General features: G+C 68.3%; 16 protein-coding genes. 1 reads left to right on the top strand and 15 read right to left on the bottom strand.

Translation table 11 applies throughout. The annotated features are described in order from the left end of the window. Window positions 1–114: 114 nt before the first annotated feature. The 3 genes from pyk to pta all read right to left on the bottom strand — a co-directional run bounded on the left by pyk (window position 115) and on the right by pta (window position 5,018). A complete protein-coding gene (gene pyk / locus AB0N81_RS39735; RefSeq protein WP_365367410.1) occupies window positions 115–1,545 on the bottom strand; it encodes a pyruvate kinase in 1,431 nt (476 codons plus the stop codon). 73 nt (window positions 1,546–1,618) lie between these two features. Continuing rightward, the gene (locus AB0N81_RS39730) at window positions 1,619–2,908 is read right to left on the bottom strand and encodes an acetate kinase (RefSeq protein WP_365367408.1); all 1,290 of its coding nucleotides are present in this window, start codon (window positions 2,906–2,908) and stop codon (window positions 1,619–1,621) included. A 25-nt stretch (window positions 2,909–2,933) separates the two neighbouring features. Further along, window positions 2,934–5,018, bottom strand: coding sequence for a phosphate acetyltransferase (gene pta, locus AB0N81_RS39725; RefSeq protein ID WP_365367406.1), 2,085 nt, complete (start codon window positions 5,016–5,018; stop codon window positions 2,934–2,936). 274 nt (window positions 5,019–5,292) lie between these two features. Here pta and AB0N81_RS39720 point away from each other — a divergent pair, with 274 nt between their 5' ends. Continuing rightward, window positions 5,293–6,318, top strand: coding sequence for a 6-phosphofructokinase (locus AB0N81_RS39720; RefSeq protein ID WP_365367404.1), 1,026 nt, complete (start codon window positions 5,293–5,295; stop codon window positions 6,316–6,318). A gap of 136 nt (window positions 6,319–6,454) precedes the next feature. Here AB0N81_RS39720 and AB0N81_RS39715 read toward each other — a convergent pair whose 3' ends face one another. The 12 genes from AB0N81_RS39715 to AB0N81_RS39660 form a co-directional block, all read right to left on the bottom strand. Further along, on the bottom strand, window positions 6,455–7,087 hold the full coding sequence (locus AB0N81_RS39715; protein WP_365367448.1) for a helix-turn-helix transcriptional regulator: 633 nt from the start codon (window positions 7,085–7,087) through the stop codon (window positions 6,455–6,457). A 197-nt stretch (window positions 7,088–7,284) separates the two neighbouring features. Continuing rightward, on the bottom strand, window positions 7,285–7,632 hold the full coding sequence (locus tag AB0N81_RS39710; protein ID WP_365367402.1) for a hypothetical protein: 348 nt from the start codon (window positions 7,630–7,632) through the stop codon (window positions 7,285–7,287). 25 nt (window positions 7,633–7,657) lie between these two features. Beyond that, on the bottom strand, window positions 7,658–12,175 hold the full coding sequence (locus AB0N81_RS39705; RefSeq protein ID WP_365367400.1) for a DUF6531 domain-containing protein: 4,518 nt from the start codon (window positions 12,173–12,175) through the stop codon (window positions 7,658–7,660). A 115-nt stretch (window positions 12,176–12,290) separates the two neighbouring features. Further along, on the bottom strand, window positions 12,291–12,956 hold the full coding sequence (locus AB0N81_RS39700; protein WP_365367398.1) for a hypothetical protein: 666 nt from the start codon (window positions 12,954–12,956) through the stop codon (window positions 12,291–12,293). A 73-nt stretch (window positions 12,957–13,029) separates the two neighbouring features. After that, complete coding sequence (locus AB0N81_RS39695; RefSeq protein ID WP_365367396.1) at window positions 13,030–13,674, bottom strand: hypothetical protein; 645 nt, start codon at window positions 13,672–13,674, stop codon at window positions 13,030–13,032. Between the two features lie 32 nt (window positions 13,675–13,706). Then, complete coding sequence (locus AB0N81_RS39690) at window positions 13,707–14,735, bottom strand: hypothetical protein (RefSeq protein ID WP_365367394.1); 1,029 nt, start codon at window positions 14,733–14,735, stop codon at window positions 13,707–13,709. Continuing rightward, window positions 14,723–15,376, bottom strand: a complete 654-nt coding sequence (locus AB0N81_RS39685) for a hypothetical protein (RefSeq protein ID WP_365367392.1) — start codon at window positions 15,374–15,376, stop codon at window positions 14,723–14,725. Before AB0N81_RS39685 ends, AB0N81_RS39690 begins: the two co-directional genes overlap by 13 nt. Window positions 15,377–15,540: 164 nt before the next feature. Beyond that, the gene (locus AB0N81_RS39680; RefSeq protein WP_365367390.1) at window positions 15,541–16,395 is read right to left on the bottom strand and encodes a carbohydrate ABC transporter permease; all 855 of its coding nucleotides are present in this window, start codon (window positions 16,393–16,395) and stop codon (window positions 15,541–15,543) included. Continuing rightward, window positions 16,396–17,241, bottom strand: coding sequence for a sugar ABC transporter permease (locus AB0N81_RS39675; RefSeq protein ID WP_365367446.1), 846 nt, complete (start codon window positions 17,239–17,241; stop codon window positions 16,396–16,398). Window positions 17,242–17,656: 415 nt separating this feature from the next. Continuing rightward, the gene (locus AB0N81_RS39670) at window positions 17,657–19,024 is read right to left on the bottom strand and encodes an extracellular solute-binding protein (RefSeq protein WP_365367388.1); all 1,368 of its coding nucleotides are present in this window, start codon (window positions 19,022–19,024) and stop codon (window positions 17,657–17,659) included. A gap of 162 nt (window positions 19,025–19,186) precedes the next feature. Next, complete coding sequence (locus AB0N81_RS39665) at window positions 19,187–19,870, bottom strand: response regulator (RefSeq protein ID WP_365367386.1); 684 nt, start codon at window positions 19,868–19,870, stop codon at window positions 19,187–19,189. Then, window positions 19,867–21,741: a sensor histidine kinase gene (locus AB0N81_RS39660; protein WP_365367384.1), complete on the bottom strand. Its 1,875-nt coding sequence runs from the start codon at window positions 21,739–21,741 to the stop codon at window positions 19,867–19,869. The genes AB0N81_RS39665 and AB0N81_RS39660 overlap by 4 nt, the downstream gene beginning before the upstream one ends. Window positions 21,742–21,850 lie beyond the last annotated feature (109 nt).

The raw sequence follows: 21,850 nt of genomic DNA, 5'->3' as shown, positions 1-21,850 counted from the left end.
ACGCCTGACGTCTGACGCCTGACGGCCGACGGGTGGCCGGACATACGGCGAGGGCGCCCCCTCAACCAGGGGGCGCCCTCGCCGTATCCGTGCGTGCGGACCGACGGACCGACGTCAGTCGCGCTCGCCGCCGCCCAGGTGGTGCACCCGGACCATGTTGGTGGTGCCGGGGACGCCGGGGGGCGAACCGGCGGTGATGACGACCGTGTCGCCGTCGTTGAAGCGGTTCAGCTTGATCAGCTCGGCGTCGACGAGCTCGACCATCGCGTCGGTGTTGTCGACGTGCGGCACGACGTAGGTGTCCACGCCCCAGCTCAGCGTGAGCTGGTTGCGGGTCGCCTCGTCCGTGGTGAAGGCCAGGATCGGCTGGGCCGCGCGGTAGCGGGAGAGGCGGCGGGCCGTGTCGCCGGACTGGGTGAAGGCGACCAGGGCCTTGCCGCCCAGGAAGTCGGCGATCTCGGCGGCGGCACGGGCCACCGAACCACCCTGCGTGCGCGGCTTCTTGCCCGGCACGAGCGGCTGCAGCCCCTTGGAGAGCAGCTCCTCCTCGGCCGCGGTGACGATCTTCGACATCGTCTTGACGGTCTCGATCGGGTACGCGCCGACGCTCGACTCGGCCGACAGCATGACCGCGTCGGCACCGTCCAGGATGGCGTTGGCGACGTCGGACGCCTCGGCGCGCGTGGGACGCGAGTTGGTGATCATCGACTCCATCATCTGGGTCGCGACGATCACCGGCTTGGCGTTGCGGCGGCACATCTCCACGAGGCGCTTCTGCACCATCGGGACCTTCTCGAGCGGATACTCGACGGCCAGGTCGCCACGGGCCACCATCACGGCGTCGAACGCCGCGACGACGCCCTCCATGTTGGCGACCGCCTGCGGCTTCTCCACCTTGGCGATGACGGGGACCCGGCGGCCCTCCTCGTCCATCACCTTGTGGACGTCCTTGACGTCGTTGGCGTCGCGCACGAAGGACAGGGCGACCATGTCGCAGCCCATCTTCAGGGCGAAGCGGAGGTCGTCGATGTCCTTCTCGGACAGCGCGGGCACGTTCACGGCCGCGCCGGGCAAGTTGATGCCCTTGTGGTCGGAGATGACACCGCCCTCGACGACGATCGTCTTCACGCGCGGGCCGTCCACCTCGACGACGCGCAGCTCGACGTTGCCGTCGTTGATGAGGATCTGGTCGCCCTTGGAGACGTCGCCGGGCAGACCCTTGTAGGTCGTGCCGCAGATCGACTTGTCGCCCGGGACGTCCTCGGTGGTGATGGTGAACTCGTCACCGCGCACCAGCTCGACGGGGCCCTCGGCGAAGGTCTCCAGGCGGATCTTCGGGCCCTGGAGGTCGGCGAGGACACCGATGGCGCGGCCGGTCTTCGCGGCGGCGGCACGGACGCGGTCGTACCGCCCCTGGTGCTCGGCGTGCGTGCCGTGGCTGAAGTTGAATCGGGCCACGTTCATGCCGGCCTCGATCAGCGAGACAAGCTGCTCTTCGGAGTCGACGGCGGGGCCCAGCGTGCAGACGATTTTGGAACGGCGCATGGGGCGATCCTATCGGTTTGTTTCGCTACGGAATATTCCGTCTGGTGGAATCTACAAATGGGCGGATGTCCGCTCAGGCGTTGCGGTAGTCGATGCGTTCACCGGCACGTTCATCGGCACGTTCACCGACGTGTTCACCGACGCGTTCATCGACGCGTTCATCGACCAATGCGTACGTCTGGGTGGCGATCTCCAATTCTTCGTCCGTCGGCACCACGGCGACGGCGACGCGCGCGTACTCCGGCGAAATCAGCCGCGCTTCGTCGGAACGTACGGAATTCAGCGCGCCGTCGACCGCGAGCCCCAGCTCTTCGAGGCCCGCCACCGCTGCCTCCCGCACCGGAGCGGCGTTCTCGCCGACCCCCGCCGTGAACGCGACGGCGTCGACCCGCCCGAGAACCGCGTAATAGGCGCCGATGTACTTCTTCAGACGGTGTACGTAGATGTCGAAGGCGAGTGCCGCCTCTTCGTCACCCTCGTCCACACGACGGCGGATCTCCCGCATGTCATTGTCACCGCAGAGCCCGATCAGACCGCTTTTCTTGTTGAGCAGCACGTCGATCTCGTCGATCGACATTCCGCCCACCCGGGCCAGATGGAAAATGACCGCGGGGTCCATGTCACCCGAGCGGGTACCCATCACGAGCCCCTCCAGTGGCGTCAGCCCCATCGAGGTGTCCACGCACTGTCCGCCGCGCACCGCGCTCGCCGACGCGCCGTTGCCCAGGTGCAGCACGATGACGTTCACGTCCTCGGGCGCCTTGCCGAGCAGTTGCGCGGTCCGGCGCGAGACGTACGCGTGGGACGTGCCGTGGAAGCCGTAGCGCCGCACGCGGTGCTCGTCGGCGGTCCGCACGTCGATCGCGTAGCGCGCCGCGGACTCCGGCATCGTCGTGTGGAACGCGGTGTCGAAGACGGCGACCTGGGGCAGGTCGGGGCGCAGGGCCTGGGCGGTGCGGATGCCGGTGATGTTCGCCGGATTGTGCAGCGGGGCCACCGGCACGAGCCGCTGGATCTCCGTCAGCACCTCATCGGTGATCACCGTCGGCTCGGTGAATCTCAGGCCGCCGTGCACCACCCGGTGGCCGATCGCGGCCAGCTCGGGGGAGTCGAGGCCGAGCCCGTCGGCGGCCAGTTCCCCGGCGACGGCCTTCAGCGCCGCCTCGTGGTCGGCGATCGGCTCCTCGCGCTCACGGGACTCGGCGCCGCCGCCGGTCAGCGGGGTGTGCTTGAGCCGGGAGGTCTCCTCGCCGATCCGCTCGACCAGGCCGACGGCGAGGCGTGAGCTGTCGCGCATGTCGAGCAGCTGGTACTTCACCGACGAGGAGCCGGAGTTGAGGACGAGTACGCGAGTGGCGGTCACGGAATGCAGCACTTTCTTGTGGGGGTCAGCTGGTGCCCGGCGTCTGGGCCTGGGACTGGATCGCCGTGATGGCGACGGTGTTGACGATGTCCTGGACGAGCGCGCCCCGGGACAGGTCGTTGACCGGCTTGCGCAGGCCCTGGAGGACCGGGCCGACGGCGATCGCGCCGGCCGAGCGCTGCACGGCCTTGTACGTGTTGTTGCCGGTGTTCAGGTCGGGGAAGATCAGCACGCTGGCCTGGCCCGCGACGTCCGAGTCGGGCAGCTTGGTGGCCGCGACCGACGGCTCCACGGCGGCGTCGTACTGGATCGGCCCCTCGATCTTCAGGTCGGAGCGCTGCTCGCGCACCAGCTCGGTCGCCTCGCGCACCTTGTCGACGTCCGCGCCCGTGCCGGACGTGCCCGTCGAGTACGAGAGCATCGCGATCCGCGGCTCGACCCCGAACTGCCCGGCGGTGGTCGCCGACTGCACGGCGATGTCCGCGAGCTGCGGGGCGTTCGGGTCCGGGTTGACCGCGCAGTCGCCGTACACGAGCACCTTGTCGGCGAGACACATGAAGAAGACGGAGGAGACGATCGAAGCGTCCGGCTTGGTCTTGATGATCTCGAAGGCCGGGCGGATGGTCGCCGCCGTGGAGTGCACCGAGCCCGACACCATGCCGTCGGCGAGGCCCTCCTGGACCATCAGCGTGCCGAAGTAGTTCACATCGGCCACCACGTCGTACGCGAGCTCCACGGTGACGCCCTTGTGGGCGCGCAGCTCGGCGTACTTGGCGGCGAAGCGGTCCCGCAGCTCGGAGGTGTGCGGGTCGATGAGCTCGGAGTCGGCGAGGTCCACGCCGAGGTCGGCGGCCTTCTTGCGGATCTGCTCGACCGGGCCGAGCAGCGTCAGGTCGCAGACGCCGCGGCGCAGGAGCACGTCGGCGGCGCGCAGCACCCGCTCCTCGGTGCCCTCGGGCAGCACGACGCGACGCCGGTCGGCGCGGGCCCGCTCCAGGAGCTTGTGCTCGAACATCATCGGCGTGAGGCGGTCGCTGGAGGGCGCGGAGACGCGCTCGAGGAGGGCCGCGGTGTCGACGTACCGCTCGAAGAGGCCGAGTGCGGTCTCCGCCTTGCGGGGTGTCGCCGCGTTCAGCTTCCCCTCCAGCGCGAACAGCTCGGCCGCCGTGGGGAAGGAGCCGCCGGAGACCGCGACCACCGGGGTGCCGGGCGCGAGGCGGTCGGCGAGGGTGAGGATCTCCTGCCCCGGCTGCTCGTTCAGGGTCAGAAGGACGCCCGCGATGGGCGGCGTACCGGCGCTGTGCGCGGCGAGTGAGCCCACCACGAGGTCGGCGCGGTCGCCGGGGGTGACCACGAGGCAGCCCGGTGTCAGGGCGTTCAGGAAGTTCGGCAGCATGGCGCCGCCGAAGACGAAGTCCAGGGCGTCGCGCGCGAGCCCCGAGTCGTCGCCGAGCAGCACGCGGCCGCCGAGCGCGTGGGTGATCTGCGCGACCGTCGGCGCGGAGAGCGCGGCCTCGTCCGGCAGGACGTAGCAGGGCACGGGGAGGCGGGCCTTCAGGGGGGCGTGGATCTCGTCGCGGTCGGCGGGGGCCACCCGGTTGGTGATCATGGCGAGGACGTCGCAGCCGAGCGAGTCGTACGCGCGGTAGGCGTTGCGCGTCTCGGCGCGCACCGACTCGGCGGTCTGGTTCTTGCCGCCGACCACGGGGAGCACGGAGGCGCCGAACTCGTTGGCGAGCCGTGCGTTCAGCGCGAGCTCGTCGGGCAGCTGGGTGTCGGCGAAATCGGTGCCGAGCACGAGGACGACCTCATAGTCCCTCGCGACCCGGTGGAACCGGTCGACGAGCTGCGAGACCAGTTCGTCGGTGCCCTGCTCGGCCTGGAGCGCGGACGCCTCGTAGTAGTCCATGCCGTAGACGGTGGCGGCGTCCTGCGAGAGGCGGTAGCGGGCCCGCAGCAGGTCGAAGAGGCGGTCCGGGCCGTCATGCACGAGCGGACGGAAGACGCCCACCCGGTCGACCTGGCGGGTGAGGAGCTCCATGACTCCCAGTTCGACGACCTGGCGACCGTCGCCCCGGTCGATCCCGGTCACGTACACGCTGCGCGTCACGCGTGCTCTCCCCTTCTTCCCTGCCTGCCGGGTCTGTCGGGTACCCGGCCGAGCTGGACAAATTACCTGATATCGCGGCTGTGCCCTCTTGACAATACCTCTGCGGCTGGCTAGGTCGCCCCCGGACGAAAGACCCGGCGCGACGGGTCACCAGTGCCCCTGCCCGCGGATCGGACAGGCATCCGTCGGACAGGTGTGAGCGGCGACCCCCTCCCGGCCGTGGAACAATCGGACCGGCTCACAAGTACCAATAGCGAGCAGGAGACACAGCGCGATGCGTATCGGAATTCTCACCGCGGGCGGCGACTGCCCCGGCCTCAACGCAGTGATCCGGTCGGTCGTGCACCGCGCCGTGACGCACTACGGCGACGAGGTCATCGGCTTCGAGGACGGCTACGCGGGCCTGCTCGACGGGCGCTACCGCCCCCTCGACCTGAACGCCGTCAGCGGCATCCTGGCCCGTGGCGGCACCATCCTCGGCTCGTCCCGGCTGGAGCGCGACCGCTTCCGCGCCGCTTGTGACGACGCCAAGGTGCTGATCGAGAAGAGCGGCTTCGACGCGCTCATCCCGATCGGCGGCGAGGGCACGCTCACGGCGGCGGGCATGCTGGCCGACGCGGGCGTGCCGGTCGTCGGCGTCCCGAAGACCATCGACAACGACATCTCCTCCACGGACCGCACCTTCGGCTTCGACACGGCCGTCGGCGTCGCCACGGAGGCGATGGACCGCCTGAAGACGACCGCGGAGTCCCACCAGCGCGTGATGGTGGTGGAGGTCATGGGCCGCCACGCGGGCTGGATCGCCCTGGAGTCCGGCATGGCCGGCGGCGCGCACGGCATCTGCCTGCCCGAGCGCCCCTTCGACCCCGCCGACCTGGTCGCCCTCGTCGAGGAGCGGTTCGCGCGCGGCAAGAAGTTCGCGGTGATCTGCGTCGCGGAGGGCGCGCACCCGCTGGACGGCACGATGAACTACGGCAAGGGCGCGATCGACCAGTTCGGTCACGAGCGCTTCCAGGGCATCGGCACGGCGCTCGCGTACGAGCTGGAGGCCCGCCTCGGCAAGGAGGCCAAGCCGGTCATCCTCGGCCACGTCCAGCGCGGCGGCACCCCCACGGCGTACGACCGCGTCCTCGCGACCCGCTTCGGGTGGCACGCGGTGGAGGCGGTGCACCGCGGCGAGTACGGCAAGATGACCGCGCTGCGCGGCACGGACATCACGATGGTGCCGCTCGCGGAGGCGGTCACGGAGCTGAAGACGGTCCCGAAGGACCGGATGGACGAGGCGGAGTCGGTCTTCTAGCGGTTCATCGGCGGTGGCCTGGCCGACGGCGGTGGCGTGCCGGGCGGGTGAGGTCCGGCCGCTGCCGCGGAGCGGGCTCCTGGTGATGCTCAGGTCCGGCCGCTGCCTGGGGCCGGGCTCCTGGTGATGGTCAGGTTCAGGTCCGGCCGCTGCCGCGGGCCAGCGCCCAGAAGTGCTCCAGGACCCGCTCCAGGAAGTCCCGCCCGGCTTCCCCGGACGCGTCCGAACCGGCGCCGCCGCCCCAGCTCAGCGTCCGCGCCATCCGCGACTGATAGTCCTCGTGCATCTGCCGCAGCACGTCCTCGACGTGCCGCTTCTCCAGGGGCAGCAGCTTGCTGACGGGCCGCACATACCCCTGCCACCGGGTGGTGACGGCGCTGCGCAGCAACTCGGCGAGGGGCTCCGCTCGCCCCGTGACGGTGACGAAGTCGGGCACGGAGAGCTGAAGGGTCCGGGCGAGGGCCTCGGACTGCCGTTCGTTCCCGCGCCAGGTGTCGGTCTCCTCCATGCGCAGATACGCCTGGATCTCCACGCCGGCCTGCCGGGCGACGTCCTCCGGTGCGAGCCCGCGGGCGACCCGGTGCTCGCGCAGGGTCCGCGCGGCCCCCATGAGCTCCCCGGGCGAGCACCACAGGGTCGCGGCGAGCGCGGTGAGCTCGGCGGCCGTGGGCGAGGAGAGCCCGCGCTCCCAGGAGGCGATGGTGTCGGCGGTGATGTACGTGAGTCCGTAACTGGCCCGCAGCCCATAGGCGACGTGCCCGTGCGCCATCCCCAGCGCCTCCCGCAGGCGCCGGGCGGCGGGAAAGTTGAACGGGGGCGTGGGCTGGTGCGGCGGCGGCGACTGTCCGGCTTGGCTCGGTTGCACGGGCACACGGTAGGCCCCTGTGGGGGTGGTGACTACGGTGTGTTTCTACGAGGTTGCGGATTGGTGGGAAGGTACGGGCTTCGGGGTGGGGCCCGTACGGTTCATTTCTGGGCGTCGGACAGCAGTTTGCGGAGGTGCTTGACCTCTTCCACAAGTCGGGGGACCGCTTCTCGGGCCATGGCGATGAACGCCGCATTCTCGTCCCACCGGCTGTCCGCGCAGTCAACATACCGGGGGCTCTGCACGAGCGTCGCAGCGATCATCTCGCCCTCGTCGAAGGCGGGCCATCGTTCTCCGCCCCCGGTGTCCTCCACCGTGCTGACCGCAACGAGGTTCATCGCGTGATCGTCGTCCAGATTCCTGACGTACCAGGGGCCGGGTGTGGCCGCCGCGCACATCTCCATGATCTCTTCAAGGTCCACGTCGGGGGTGCCGTTGATATCGCGCATGATGGTATTCCTTTGGTGTGCTGACTCAGTACCGTTCAGTCGTGTATCCGAGTCTTTCCGCATTCTGATAGAACTTCTTGTCGTTCGTGATGAGCGGGAGGCCTTCCTGCGCTGCTGAATGCAGGACGGAAGCGTCATCGTCCTTGATCATGGGGTTGAACGATTTCCCCTTCCACATTGCCTTCAGTCTGCCCTGGATGTCCGCTACGCCCTCCGGTGTGGATTCTGGCCCCATGCGGCCTCCACGATCCGATAGCCACTTGCTGATGGCCTGTGGGTCGTGGCCCCCTTCGATCAGCTCGCGATGAGCCTGCGGTGACAGTACTGGTGAACGTCCGGCCAGAGCGGCATCCACGTCTGCGGTCCTGGACCCATTGAGGGCATCGATCATCGGGTTCGTGTCGACAGCGGCGTAGGGGGAAAGGCCGAGGGGGTCGGTCCACCGATGTGGGTTCGTCACGTAGGTGACCGGGTTCGGGGCCGGCGAGATGCCCAACGGGTCCGGAGATATATAGCGGGCCGTAGCAGGGTCATAGTGCCGGAAGTAGTTGTAGTGGAATCCTGTTTCGAGGTCGTCGTACTGGCCGGGAAATCGTAGCGGAATAAAGGCCGTGGAACCGACTCCCCAGGCCAGCTTGCCCCAGAGTGTGAACCGAGCCTGCCAGGCGACGCAGCCATCTTCGGCCAGCAGTTCATTCGGCATTCCGGCCACATTCGTGACGATCGCGAAAAAACGAGAATCTATTTCCTGCTGTGGTGTACCGACTGCGGTGATGCGTTCAGTCTGGGCTACGGGGTGGAGGCCGTCGTGGTTCCATGTCAGGCTCACCAACTGTGGGCGTTGGTGGTGACGAGTGGTCTGCTCGCAGAGAAAGGAACCGTCCCAGACGAATGTGGTCTCCTCCAGGACGGTGACGCCGTCTGTGGCCAACCGCTGCTTGGCGGTGCGGCGCCCCAGGGGATCGTAGCGGTATCGCCAGCAGGCGCCGTCGGGTGTCACTGTGCCGATCAGACGATCCTCGGCATCCCATTCGTACCGCCATGTGTCAGGTTTGCGGGACAGGCGAGTGACTTGTCGCAGCAGCACACGGCCCAAGGCGTCATATTCGTAACGCGTCTTCCCTGCTCGCGTGATGCGTGTACCCGTGTACTCCCGGCTTCCCGCTGCCGAAAGGTCCGGATGGGCGCCCGTCCAGTCGGCAGCCGTCTGGTTGCCCGCCGGATCATAGTCGTAGTACTCCGTCCAATTCCGTGCGCACACGGTTCTGACGCGGCCCATCGCATCCAACTCGAAGGAGCGTGTGCCATGAGATCGGTCGTGGAGCCGGACCAGATCACCACCGGGCCGATACGTGTACGTATGGAGCGCTTCACTTGGCCGGTCGGGTGTCGCCAGATGCTGTGAAGTGAGACGGCCCACCTCATCGAACCGGTTCGCCAACTGCGCGTAGCCGTCGATATGGCGGCAGATTTCTTGGCCTGCCTTGTCGCGGTCGAACCGGATGGCATGGCCGGACGTAGTCAACTCGATTTGGTTGCCCGCGGCGTCGTACGCCTGGGTGGTGACGGCCCCTGATGGTGTGGTTCGACGTATGCGCTGTCCCAGGGCGTTGTATTCGTTGTTGAGGGAACGGCCGTCAACTCTTTCCTCGATGACGCGTCCCGCGCGGTCACGCCGGAACGTGATCTCGGATTCGCTTCCGATGACGCGTGCGAGTTCACCGCTTTCGTCGTAAGTGAACTCAGTGACCCGGCCGTTGGCATCCTTCCATGAGATCCGCCCCAGTGCGTCGTACGTGTAGCGAATGGTGTGCCCGAGTGAATCGGTACGCGAGGTCACTCGGCCGGCTGGGTCGTGCGTATAGGTGAGAGTGCGGTCGTCGAAGTCGGATTCCCGGATCAAACGTCCGGCTCGGTCGTATGTGTAACACCACTCGAGCCCCTGCGGGTTACTGATCCGGGTGAGCCTCAAGGAGGGGTCGTGCTCGAAGGAGTATCGACCACCGTCGGGGTTGAGGCGGGATGTCAGCAGGTCGAAGTGGCCGTACTCGAAGACAGTCGTGGCGCCGGCCGGGTCGACGTGCCTGACGCAGTTTCCTTCTCCGTCGTACTCCCATGTTTCCGTTGCACCGTCCGGGGCGGTGCGGCTGGCGAGTAGTCCTTCAGGTGTCCACGTGCACAGCGTCGAGTGCCCCAGCGGATCAGTGTGACTGACCAGGTTTCCCGCCGCATCGCGTTCCCAGAGCTGTACGCCTCCGAGTGGGTTCGTTGAGCGATAGGGGAGGCCGACGGAGTCACATTCCACCGCCGTCGTCCGTCCCAGAGGATCCGTGATGGAATCGAGATGGCCTGATGCATCGTATGTGTAGAGGTACGTGGCCCCGGATGTGTCCGTGACGGCAGTGCAGTTGCCCCGCTCGTCGTATGCGCGAGTCCATCGTGAGCCGTCGGGGAGCAGGCCTGCCGTTGGATTCCCCATTGCGTCGTACTCATATTGGAACACTGAGCCGTCGGCCGATGTAATTCTGACGGGCTGACCCAGTTCGTTGTTCGTGAACCGTGTGGTGCAGTCGACTTCGTCCGTCAGCGACAGAATCTGATGATGCTCGTCATACACGGTCCTAACAGTGCCGCCGAGCGGGTCGATCTCAGCTATGACCTGGCAGGAGTCGTTGACCACGAAACGAGATACGGCGCCTTCGGCGGTCGTCAGCGTGACGATGCTTGAGCCGGGCCAGTCCGGGTCTGTGCCGTCGTAATCGAGAGTGATGGCGAGGTGGCCTGCTTCACCGCCTTCGGAGACGCAACGGTCCTGATCGTCGTAGTTGTAAGTGTATTTCCGGTCATTGCTGTCGATCCATGAGGTGATCCGCATGCGATCGTCGCAGGAAAATGACAGAGAGTGCCCGCCGGCATTGGTGACAGAAGTCAGGATGCCGTCGGTGTACCCGTAGGTCTTGATGATGACGTCGGCGTCGCCTCCGCCGAGGTGAAGGCCCGTAACGCGGTCCTGGTCAACGGCGAACTTCAGAACATATCCGCCGGAATGGCGAATGGATATTGGGGCGCCCTGAGAGTCGTACTCAAAGTCGATGGTGCTGTCGTTGCGGTCGGCTATCCGTGACAGGAGGGCGACTTCACCGTCAGGTGGAGAAAATACGCGCCGGAGACCGGAGGCCGGGTCGGTGACCTGGTAGCCGCCGTCGGCCAGCCGGATCAGTGGCCACCGGGGGCCTGAATCGGACATGACTGGGTTGTCCGGTGTCTGAGGGTGCGGGTAGGCGAGGAGCATGCCGTCCTCGGTGACCAAGACGATGCCTTGGTCGTCGATCTCCAGTCGTTGGTCGATCGTGGAGGACCAAGTGGGGCCGAACCATCCGCCGCATCGGTAGCCGGAGGCAACGCGACGAGTGAAGCTCAGAGGCAGGGAACCCGGTAGTTCGATGTCGGTTTGGATGAGAAACATTTGACCGGTGGCCATGTCCACCGGATCGCTGCCCTTGGACCGCACGACGCTCTTGACCCGGTTGTACGCGCCTTTCGCGCCGTCCTTCAGGGCGGTGCGGGCCGACTTGAAGCCCTTGAGCCCGCCCTTGAGGCCCTTCAGGCCCTTTCCGAGTTTCGCGGCGGTGGTGAGTCCCTTCATGCCCGGTACGCAGTCCAGTGCCGCGAAGGCCACATCCATCAGGCCCGCCTGGCCCTTCGCGTATTTGTTGAGGGTGTCGGCGAGGACGATGGCTCCGGCGACGATGACGATCGCGGCGAGGATGGGACCGCCGATGATGATCGCGATCACACCCACGACGGCGACGACGACCTTGCAGACGGCGACGATGGCGTCCCAGTTGTCGGTGACCCAGTCACCGATCTCCTCCCACCACTTGCGGTTCTGGATGCCCGCGTCGGAGGCCTCGTCGATCTTCCGCTTCGCGGTGCCGGCGGCCTCCTCCCGCATCTTGCGGGCGTCCTCGGCCATCTTCTTCGCCGCGTCCAGGGCGCTCTTGGCGGCATCGACATCGCCCTGCGCGGACTTCTGCGCCTTCTCGGCCGAGTGGGCGTTGCGGGTGGCGGCCCGCACCTTGTCCTCGTCCGGCTTGGGGACGTCCTTGCTCTTGGAACCGCCGGAGCCCTTGTCGTCCTTGTACTTGTCGGCCTCCTTGCCCGCCCTCTCCACCCAGGAGTCGGCCGAGGAGAGACGGGACTTGGCGGAGGACAGATCCGCCTGTGCCTCGCGGCCCTTGACCAGGGCCTTGTCGGCGAGGGTCTGGGCGCGTTCCAGTTCGGGCCAGTACGCGGACAGCGCGTCGCCCGCCATCTCGTAGGACTTCTTGAGCTTCTTCAGCTTGTCCGGGGCGTCCTCGAACTTCTCCGTGAACGCGTCCGCCGTCTTGCCCGCCCACTGAAGGATCGCGTCCTCCCCCGCCATCCCCTTGATGTCGCGAAGCACCTTGCTGACGTCGTCGGCGAAGTCGTGCAGGTTCTTCGCCAGCGACCGCACCCGGTGCGGATCACCTGGCGTCGGATCCTTGTCCAGGTCCAGCACATGCCAGTCCGTCGGCCTATGACCCCCCATTTGACTTCCTCCGCCTCACCCGCACCGCCTGTATCCACACGCACAAGCGAAGCTATCGAATGAGCCCGTGTGCGTGAAGGTGGAGCTATGGGGCGAGGAGCGTTTCCAGCGCGTGACCGTATTCCCTGAAGCGCCGTCGGGCATCGGGGTGTGCCGGGGAGCCCGGGAGGAGGAGATCGTTGAGGAAGGCGACGCGCCACAGTCTGAACGCGGTCTTCGGTGCGGTGACCGGATCGTCGTCGAGTGCTCCGGCGAGCAGCCCCACCGCGATCCGCACCGCCTCGGCGATCAGCTCCGCCCCGCGCGAGGCGTCCGGTCCACGCGCGATCACCGCCTCGGTGAGTGCTTGGAGGAATTGTGCGAGTTGCAGGTCCGCGCCCGTGCGGCTCATCCTCCGTACCGCGGCGGGTTCTTCGAGCTCGGGCGATACGTCCTCGTATCCGGAGGACCAGAGCAGGAGGGAGGACACGTGCACCGGGTGCTCGCGCAGGTGGCCGAGGTCGTCGAAGATCTCCATGGCTGGTGCGCCGAAGTCGCCGATCTCCCGTATCAGTTCGAGGAGGCGGGCCACGTCGTCCCGGTGCGTCGCCGCGAGTACGCCTACGGACGTGTCCGTCAGCGACCACGTTCCGGTAGCGGCGACCGCGCCGATCTCCACGATGCCGCCGAGCGGGCCGAACACCGAGCGGGCAAACAGGTGTTCCGGGACGCCCCATGGCGCGTGCGGGGCTACTGCCCGGTCGGGGGGCACTTCTCGTTCACCTCGCCGATCTTCGTCCAGCGGTCTCCGGCGCGGCGGCCCCTGCTCCGCGCCGATCCCGGCCTCATGGCCGGCATGCGGTGTTCCCGCGGTCGGCCGTGGTCTTTGCGGTGACCCACACGCCCTGCTGGTTCAGGTGCAGACGGCTGCTGTACAGCACGAAGTCGTCTTGGGACGGGGGAGCCGCCTTCGCGGTCTTTCCCGTCTCAAGGCTCTTGTTGTGTGCCTTGCGCTGGTCCTCGCAGTACATGAGGCTGGCCCGCCTGCCGCCCGTGACGTCGACCCGAGCCCTGAAATAGCGCTTGCTGCCCGTGATCCGGTCCTTGTAGTCGACGTACTCCTGTACGAACTTCTGACTTCCGGCTGCCGCGTCGCCCTCGGAGTAGAAGCGGTACGCCCTGTGCAGCGGGTCCTGCTCGGCGATGGCCATGTCGGTGGCCTTCAGGTACTGCTCGGTGTCGGCCAGGACCGCGTCCTTGGCCTTGTCGCCCGTCCTGGACCACTCGAACTCGTACGTCAGGTCCGACGGCAGCTCGAGCCGTGGACGGTCCGACGCCGTCCTCGCGGACTTGCCCGGCGCGCTTGGTGAGGTCGGTGAGTTCGGCTTGGCCGTGTACTTCGGGGTGTTGCCGTCGTTGCCGCACGACGTCATCAGCAGGGCTGCGGACACCGTGAGCGCGGCTGCGGCGCGGCTGAGGCGGCGGTTCACGGGGGTGGCTCCTGGTGGGGGATGCGTGCGTGTCAGCGGTTGATGGACTGGATCTCCTGGACGACCACGTCCTGCTCCGCGCCGAACTCGCCGTCAGGCAGCGTCTGTTCGCCGTCCACGCCCGTCCCTGTCCAGCGGATCTTCCAGGTGACCGTGGCCTTCAGGGGATACGAGCCGTCGCCCGAGGAGCGCAGGTACTTCACGCCGCAGGGTGGGGTCTCCTTGGACTTGCCCTTCGCGTACGGCGTGCCGATCTTGTCGCCCGCGAGTTCGCAGACACCGGATGCGGGGTACGTCTCGGCGTCTGCCGTGCCCGGGTCGATCTTGAGGGAGATCGGTTCGGCGGTCGTCGTCGCCTCGATGCCGAGGACCTCGACTCTCGCCGTCACCGACACCGGTTTGAACTCGGCGCCGTCCAGCCACGCCCAGGTGGGCAGGTTCACCTTCGTCTCGCCCTCGGGGGCCAGGGACACCTTGGTGCCGGGTACCCGGATCCTGGCGTACGCCAGCTTCGCCAGGATCTCCGCGTCGATGGTGGGGATACCGGCGGGGGGCGGCTCGTTCTCGTCGACCCAGAAGGTCTGCTTGTCGCACTTGTCCCAGCCGGGCGGGTAGGTCTCGTTGGGGAACCCCGTCCACCAGTAGCCCTTGCCGGCCTTGTCGAGGTTGAAGTTCTTGTACGGCTCGCCCTCGACGTACCGCTTGCGCTGCTCGAGGTCCCAGGAGGCGCCCGTGGAGTCCACCGCCCAGACGGCCTCGCGCTCCTTCTTGAACTGCGCGGGGGTGTAGGCCGGCCCGTACCAGCAGGGCGGCGGGCTGTAGTCGCCCGTCGGTGCGATCGTTCCGGACCTGGGTCCGGAGCCGTTCTTGGAGTCGTCGTAGCTGATGCCGCCGGCGGTGGCCGTCAGCGAGCCGTCCTGCTGGTCGCCCGATACGACCGGCGGTGCCTCGGTTCCCCCGCCGATCCCCTTCTCGGCCATGGCCGGTGTGGTGGACAGTGCCACTCCGGTCATGGCCGCTCCCGCCATCAGCGCGAGTGACCTCTTCCTCATGGCTGGCATTTGTCGCTCCCCCGAGTCGCGTTCAGTTCCGTCGTGACCCAGACGCCCCCGTCGTTCCGGGTCAGCTTCGCCGCGTACAGCACGTAGCTGTTCTTCGTGGCGGGTCCCTTGTCGACCTTGTTCTTCTTCAGGTACTTGTCGTAGACCTTGCTCTGGTCCTCGCAGTAGGTGAGGGCCGCCGTGCCGCCGTCCGCGGTGACGGTCGGTGCGTAGTAGCGGTAGGCGCCGGTGGTGCGCGCGTCCGCCTTCACGTAGGCCTGGATGTACTTCTGCGCGTTGGCCGCGGCGTCGCCTTCGTAGTAGAAGCGCATGGCCTTGTGCGCGGGATCGTGCTCGGCGATGGCCATGTCGATGGACTTGATCGCCTGCTCCCTGTCGGCCAGGACCGCGTCCTTGTCCTCGTCGCCCGTCTTGGACCACTCGAACTTGTACGTCAGGTCCGACGGCAGCTCGATCTTCGGGCGGTCCGCCACTGTCTTCGCGGGCTCGCTCGGCGGGGGCGACTTCTTTGCGTCTCCCTGCTCCGCTCCCGCGATCTTGTCGTCGTTCCCGGAGGACTTGTCGTCGCTGCCGCAGGCCGTCAAGAGCAGGGCTGCGGACGCGGTGAGCGCGGCCGTCGCGAGGCGGAGGGGGCGGGTCACTGTCGGCTCCTGGCTGGTGGGGGGCATGGCGCGGGTTCAGCACGCTAGTGCGGTGCCGGGGCCGAATACCAGGGAGATGTGTGGGCATGAATGGGGCGGGCGGGACGTATCGGTCCGAATTCACGTCACAGTTCTGTGTTCGCCCGGCCCGGAAGTGGCAGCGCTCAGCCCTTCACCGCCCCGCCCAGCGCGAACCCGCCCCCCAGCTTCCGCGAGACCAGGACGTACAACAGGATCACCGGCGTCGAGTAGAGGATCGAGAACGCGGCCAGCTGGCCGTAGACCACCGTCCCCTTGTTGCCGAAGAAGTCGTTGATGCTGACCGACGCCGGCAGCTGTTCCGGGGTGAGCAGGAGCATGAAGGGGACGAAGAAGTTGCCCCACATCATGACGAAGGAGAAGACGGTCACCACGGCCACGCCGGGGCCCATCAGGGGGAGGACGATCCGGAGCAGGGACTGGAAGGACGATGCGCCGTCCGTCCACGCCGCCTCCTCCAGTTCCTTCGGGACGCCGTCCATGAAGTTCTTCATCAGCCAGATGGCGAAGGGCAGTTGGGACGCGGCGAAGAAGAAGATCGTGCCCTGCATCGTGTCGATCAGGTCGACCTGCACGAACAGCGCGTACACCGGGACCATGATCGCTGTGATCGGCAGGCTCGTCGCGAAGAGGATCGTCAGCATGAAGGGCCGGTTGAGGCGGGACTTGTAGCGGGAGAGCGGATACGCCGCCAGAGCCGCGCAGACGACCGTGAGCAGGGTGCCGCCGCCGCAGAGCAGCAGGCTGTTGAGGAGTGGGGTGAAGGTGATCTCGGGGGTGAGGACCTGGTCGTAGTTGTCCAGGGTGAGGCTGTCGGGGAGACGCACCCTGAGGTCCGCCTTCGGGTCGAAGGAGGAGAGGACCACCCAGGCGAGGGGGAGGACGAACGCCGCGGCCACGAACAGGAGGCCCGCGTCGGCGGCGAGGCGGTGCTTCGTGCGGCGTGAACCAGGTCCCTTGGAAAGGCTTTTGACGGGCACTCAGACCTCCGTACGCAGCAGGCGCATATAGACGACGGAGAAGAGCGAGCCGACCAGGAGGAGGAGCAGGGCCACCGCCGTGCCGTAGCCGATCATGCTCTTCTGGAAGGCCTGCTCGTACATGAAGAGCGGCAGGGTCTGGCTGTCGTTTCCGGGGCCGCCGCGCGTCATCACCCAGATCAGGCCGAAGACGGAGAGCGTCTGGAGGGTGTTGAGCATGAGGTTCGTGCCGATGGAGCGGCGGATCATCGGCAGCGTGATGTGCCACATGCGGCGCCATCCGCTCGCGCCGTCGACCTCCGCCGCCTCGGTGATCTCCTTGGGGATCTCGTTGAGGGCGGCGGAGTAGACGAGCATCGAGAACGCCGTGCCCCGCCATACGTTGGCGAACGACACCGCCAGGATCGGCAGGGTGAACAGCCAGTTCTGGGACGGGAGATGGAGGAAGTCGAGGACGGCGTTCAGGGTGCCCTCGCGGCGGAAGAAGGCGTAGAGGAGGAACCCGGCGACGACCTCCGGCAGGACCCACGCCGTGACGACGATCGCGCCGGTGAGCGTGCGGACCGGCTTGGACGCGCGCTGCATGAGGGTGGCGAGGGCCAGGCCCAGGGTGTTCTGGCCGATGATCGAGGAGAGGACCGTGAAGACGAGGGTGAGCCAGACCGCGTTGAGGAACCGCTCGTCGCCGAACGCCTCGCGGAAGTTGTCGAACCCCACGAAGCTCGACTCGGCCTGGCCGGTGAGCTGGAGGTCGGTGAAGGCGATGTACGCGCAGTAGCCGATCGGGCCGGCGAGGAAGAGCGCGAGGAGGATGACGGCGGGGGAGACGGGCAGGGCCCTGAGCAGGCCTCTGCGGGCGCGGGCGCGGGCGCGGGCGCCTGTGCGGCGGGCGTGCGGCGGCGGGGCGTCCGGACCCGGCGCCGTCTTGGCGACGCCGCCGGGGCCCGCGGGGCCCGCGGGGGCGGGGGATGCGGTGGTCACGTACGGCACTCACTCTCTGGTAGCGGCGGTCCTGGCGCAGACGCACACTCCGGTAACCCCGGTAGCCCCGGTAGCCCCGGTAGCCCCGGTAGCCCCGGTAGCCCCGGTAGCTGCGATCGACAAGCGGCAACCGGCGACCGGCAATCGGTGACCGGCGACCGGCAATCGGCAACCGGTGACCGGCAACCGGCGACCGGCGACCGACAAGCGGCAACCGGTGACCGGCAATCGGTGACCGGCAATCGGCAACCGGCGCCGACGTACGGGCGTACCCCTCGCCCTACTTGCCGATGACCTCCCCGTCCGTCGCCGAGTCGACCTCCTCGTCGTAGCCGCTCGCCGCCTCCTCCACCGACGCGTCGCCCGTCGTCACCGACTCCATCGCCTCCTGGATCGCCGTGGAGACCTTCGGGTACGCGGGGTACGCGGGCCGGTAGTGCGTCGTGGCGACCAGGTCGGTGAAGAACTTGATGCCGGGCTGTGCCTTCACGTACGAGGGGTCGGCGGCGACGTCCTCACGGACCGCGATGCCGGAGTTGGCGATGTACCACTTCTTGGCGTTGGTCTTCGTCTGCATCGTCTCGATGAACTTGAAGGCCAGGTCGGGGTTGCTCGCCTTGGCCGGGATCGACCAGGTCCAGCCGCCGGACATGCTGACCTTGCCGGGCGCCTGGCCGTGCTGCGTCGGCATGGCCGCGAGGCCCAGCTTCTTCGACCACTCGGGCCACTCGTGCCCCGCGCCCTTCCCCCAGTCCTGCGGCAGCCACGAGCCGTCGAGGGCGATCGCCAGCTTTCCCTCGGGCAGCAGCTCACCGCGTACGCGGGTGGGGAAGTTGGGGTCGAGCGCGTCCGAGACGTCGGGTCCGAGCTTCTCCTTGTAGACGGTCTCCACGAACCGCAGGGAGTCCTTGAAGCCCTTGCTGCCCGTGACCCACTTCTTCGACTTCGGGTCGTAGAGGGGGTCCTTGCCCGTGCCGTACGCGAGCATCTGGAAGCCCTGCATGGAGGACGCCTCACCGGCGGGCTTGCCCGTGTAGACGTTGAGGGGGATGACCCCGGGGGCCTTCTTCTTGACGGTGCGGGCCGCGTCGAGGACGTCGTCCCAGGTCTTCGGCTGCCAGTTCGCGGGCAGGCCGGCCTTCTCGAAGATCTCCTTGCTGTACCAGAGGCCGCGGGTGTCCGTCCCATCCGGCACGCCGTACGTCTTGCCGTCGGCCGCCTTCGCCGCCGTCTTGGCCGTGCCGATGAACTGGTCCCAGTCCTTCCATTTGTCCAGGTAGGTGTCGAGCGGTTTCAGATAGCCGCTGGTGATGTCCGAGTTGATGAGGAACGTGTCCTCGTAGACCAGGTCGGGTGCGGTCTTCGGGGAGCGCATCATCTGCTGGAGCTTGGTGTAGTACTCGGAGTCCGGTGCCTTGATCGGCACCAGCTTCACCTTCTTGCCGGGGTTCGCCTTCTCGAACTGCTTCTTGACGCCTTCGAGATAGGTGTCCATGACCCGGATCTTGTTGTCCGTGGACTGTTTGAAGGAGATCCTCACGGTGTCGGGATCGTCGCCCGAGCCGCCGCCGCACGCGGTGAGGGTGCCGGCGGCCAGCAGGGCGGTGGCGGTGAGGAGCAGCGGGGTGGTGGTGGGACGCACGGGCACGACCTCCTACAGCGCAGGGGTGCAACGCGGGGCTGCCCGGTGAACGTAAGGGCGTGCTCGGAGCAAGGTCAATGCCCGTGCCACGGATGGGCGTTGACGCTCGTCATCAACGTGACAACGTTGTTATAGGACGTACGGTGCCGACGTGTCCCGAGTGGTCCGTCACTCGGCCGCGGTGAGCCACCGGTAGACCAGCTCCGGGCGTCCGACGTGGCCGTACTGGGGGCTGCGGGCGGCGCGTGCCGTGTCGACCAGGTGCTCCAGATAGCGGCGCGCGGTGATGCGGGACAGGCCCGCAGACTGGGCGGCCGCGGTGGCGGTCAGGCCGTCGGGGGCGTCCCGCAGGGTGCGGGTGACGCGTTCCAGGGTGGGGCCGCTGAGCCCCTTGGGGAGGGCGGCCGGGCCCGGCGCGCGCAGGGTGGCGAGCGCGCGGTCCACCTCGTCCTGGCCGGTGGCCTCGCCCTCCGCCGCGGCGGTGCGGAACTCCGCGTACCGGGTGAGGCGGTCGCGGAGGGTGGCGAAGGTGAAGGGCTTCAGGACGTACTGGACGACGCCGAGGGAGACGCCCTCGCGGACGACCGCCAGGTCCCGCGCCGACGTCACCGCGATGACGTCCGTGGGGTGTCCGGCGGCGCGCAGGGAGCGGGCCAGCTGGAGGCCGTGGCCGTCGGGGAGGTGCAGGTCCAGGAGGATCAGGTCGACCTGGGTGCGGTCGAGCGTGCGGCGGGCCTCGGCGGCGGAGTGGGCGGGCCGCCCGATGGCCTCGAAACCGGGGACGCGGTTGACGTAGAGGACGTGGGCGTCGGCGGCGACGGGGTCGTCTTCGACGACGAGTACGCGGATCACTGGGCGCCCCCCTTGTCGCTTCTGTCACCCGGGGTCGGGCCCACCGCGTCCTCGTCGGCGCCCCCGTCATGCGCGCCCGGCACCGGGGGCTGTGCCCACCCGTTCCGCCCTGCGGAACGTTCGCCCACAGCAGGAGCGGCCCCACCGTCCGCAGCGGGGGCGGCCCTATTGTCCCCAGCAGGACCAGCAGGACCAGCAGGGCCAGCAGGACCAGCAGGACCAGCAGAAGCGGCGGAGATGCTCCCCACTCTCGTCACTCCCGTCGTCAGGGTCACCTCGAACTCCGCGCCCCCCTCCGGGGACTCCCGTACCGTCAGCGTGCCGCCGTTTCTCGTCACCGTCTGGTGGACCAGGGCCAGGCCGAGGCCCCTCCCCGTGGCCGACTTCGTCGACCAGCCCCGTTCGAAGACCGCGTCGCGTTGTGCGGGGCCGACGCCGGGGCCCGTGTCCGAGACGCGCAGGAGGAGGCCCGCCGCGTCCGCGCGGGCCGTCACCGTGACGCGCGCCGCCGGCGAGCCCTGCGCCGCGTCGACCGCGTTGTCGATGAGGTTGCCGAGGACCGTCACCAGGTCGCGGGCCGTCAGCGTCTCAGGGAGCATGCCGTCGTCGATGCTGCTGTCGTCCGAGACGACGAGCTCCACGCCGTGCTCGTTGGCCTGCGCCGCCTTGCCGAGCAGCAGGGCCGCGAGGACGGGCTCGCTGACGGCGGCCACCACCTGGTCGGTCAGCGCCTGGGCCAGCTCCAGCTCGGCCGTGGCGAAGTCGACCGCTTCGTCCGCGCGGCCGAGCTCGATGAGGGACACCACCGTGTGGAGCCGGTTCGCGGCCTCATGGGCCTGTGAGCGCAGGGCCTGAGTGAAGCCGCGCTCGGAGTCCAGCTCACCCGTCAGCGCCTGGAGTTCGGTGTGGTCGCGCAAGGTGACCACTGTGCCGCGCCGCTCGCCACCCGTCACGGGGGAGGTGTTGACGACCACCACGCGGTCGGCGGTCAGGTGCAGTTCGTCGACGCGGGGCTCGGTCGCGAGCAGCGCTCCCGTCAGCGGGGCGGGGAGCCCGAGCTCGGCGACGTTGCGGCCGACCACGCGGCCGTCCGCCACGCCGAGCAGCTCGCGGCCGCCGTCGTTGATGAGTGCGATCCGCCGCTGCCCGTCCAGCATCAGCAGTCCCTCGCGCACCGCGTGCAGCGCCGCCTCGTGATAGTCGTGCATACGGCTCAGCTCGGCCGCGTTCATGCCGTGCGTGCTGCGGCGCAGACGGGCGTTGATGACGTACGTGCCGATGCCGCCGAGCACGAGGGCCGCCGCCGCCACCCCGAGCAGCGCGAGGAGCTGGCCGCGGGCCTTCTCGGTGATCTCCTCGATGGTGATGCCGGCGCTGACCAGGCCGACGATGCGGCCCTCCCCGCCCTCGGCACCCTCCCAGATCGGCGTGACCACCCGTACCGAAGGGCCCAGCGTGCCCGTGTACGTCTCCGCGAACGTCCGGCCGCGCAGGGCGTCGGCCCGGTGGCCGAGGAAGCGTTCGCCGATGCGGCGCTCGTCGGGGTGCGTCCAGCGGATGCCGCGCGGGTCCATGATCGTGACGAAGTCGACGCCCGTGTCCCGCTGCACCCGTGCCGCGTACGGCTGGAGATCCTTCGACGGGTCGCGGCCGCCGATGGCCTCCCGCACCGAGGGGGAGTCCGCGACCGCGCGCGCCGCCGCGGTCGCCTGGCGGCGCGCGCCCTCCTCGGCCTGGTGCTTGTCGCTGAAGTACGTGAAGAGCGCGCACCCGGCGACCACCACGGTGACCAGCACGATCTGCATCGCGAAGAGCTGGCCCGCCAGGCTGCGCGGGAGCCGGCGCGGGCGGGTGGGGCGGGTGCGGAACATGCTGCCAGTCTGCCTCTTCGTACAAGTGGTCGTATAAGCGCGAACTAAATGAACGCAAGGGTGACCGCCCTCACAGCCCGGGAGATAGTCACCGGGATCGCGGATCGCG

Source organism: Streptomyces sp. NPDC093510 (genome assembly GCF_040683555.1).
Classification (GTDB): Bacteria; Actinomycetota; Actinomycetes; order Streptomycetales; family Streptomycetaceae; genus Streptomyces.
Note: the sequence above shows the minus strand (reverse complement) of the source record. Positions and strands in the feature narration are given on the sequence as shown.

Coding starts and splice junctions, on each gene's coding strand:
- AB0N81_RS39715 (WP_365367448.1), bottom strand. CDS start 7,087: ATGGCGCACGGGCACGTCGCCTATGGGCTGCGGGCCAGTTACGGACTC.
- AB0N81_RS39710 (WP_365367402.1), bottom strand. CDS start 7,632: ATGCGCGATATCAACGGCACCCCCGACGTGGACCTTGAAGAGATCATG.
- AB0N81_RS39720 (WP_365367404.1), top strand. CDS start 5,293: ATGCGTATCGGAATTCTCACCGCGGGCGGCGACTGCCCCGGCCTCAAC.
- pyk (WP_365367410.1), bottom strand. CDS start 1,545: ATGCGCCGTTCCAAAATCGTCTGCACGCTGGGCCCCGCCGTCGACTCC.
- AB0N81_RS39660 (WP_365367384.1), bottom strand. CDS start 21,741: ATGTTCCGCACCCGCCCCACCCGCCCGCGCCGGCTCCCGCGCAGCCTG.
- AB0N81_RS39690 (WP_365367394.1), bottom strand. CDS start 14,735: ATGCCAGCCATGAGGAAGAGGTCACTCGCGCTGATGGCGGGAGCGGCC.